This window comes from Mesorhizobium sp. M0626 (assembly GCF_040320665.1).
Classification (GTDB): domain Bacteria; phylum Pseudomonadota; class Alphaproteobacteria; order Rhizobiales; family Rhizobiaceae; genus Mesorhizobium.
In genome coordinates this window covers 1-674 of sequence record NZ_JAMYQD010000063.1, presented here as the reverse complement: position 1 = coordinate 674, position 674 = coordinate 1, and the positions used below count along the sequence as shown (strand labels likewise).

Genomic DNA, 674 nt, shown 5'->3' with positions numbered 1-674 from the left:
ATGGCAAAAGGTAAATTCGAGCGTAACAAGCCTCATGTGAACATTGGCACGATTGGCCACGTCGATCATGGCAAGACGTCGCTGACGGCGGCGATCACGAAGTATTTTGGCGAGTACAAGCGCTACGACCAGATCGATGCGGCGCCCGAAGAGAAGGCCCGCGGCATCACCATTTCGACGGCGCACGTCGAATACGAGACGGCAGCGCGCCACTACGCTCATGTCGACTGCCCCGGCCACGCCGACTATGTGAAGAACATGATCACGGGTGCTGCGCAGATGGACGGCGCGATCCTGGTCGTGTCGGCCGCCGACGGCCCGATGCCGCAGACCCGCGAGCACATCCTGCTTGCCCGTCAGGTCGGCGTGCCGTCGATCGTGGTGTTCCTGAACAAGGTCGACCAGGTCGACGATGCCGAGCTGCTCGAACTGGTCGAGCTCGAGGTTCGCGAGCTTCTGTCGAAGAACGAGTTCCCCGGCGACGACATTCCGATCGTCAAGGGTTCGGCGCTGGCTGCTCTGGAAGATTCCAACAAGACCATCGGCGAAGACGCGATCCGCGAGCTGATGGCTGCGGTCGATGCTTACATCCCGACGCCGGTTCGTCCGCTGGACAAGCCGTTCCTGATGCCGATCGAAGACGTGTTCTCGATCTCGGGCCGTGGCACGGTCGT

1 protein-coding gene is annotated in these 674 nt (G+C 61.6%); it reads left to right on the top strand.

Annotated features, from left to right (window positions below; all coding sequences use genetic code 11):
• Positions 1–674: GTP-binding protein (locus NKI37_RS31875; protein WP_031205356.1), on the top strand; the 674-nt coding region annotated here is incomplete at its 3' end.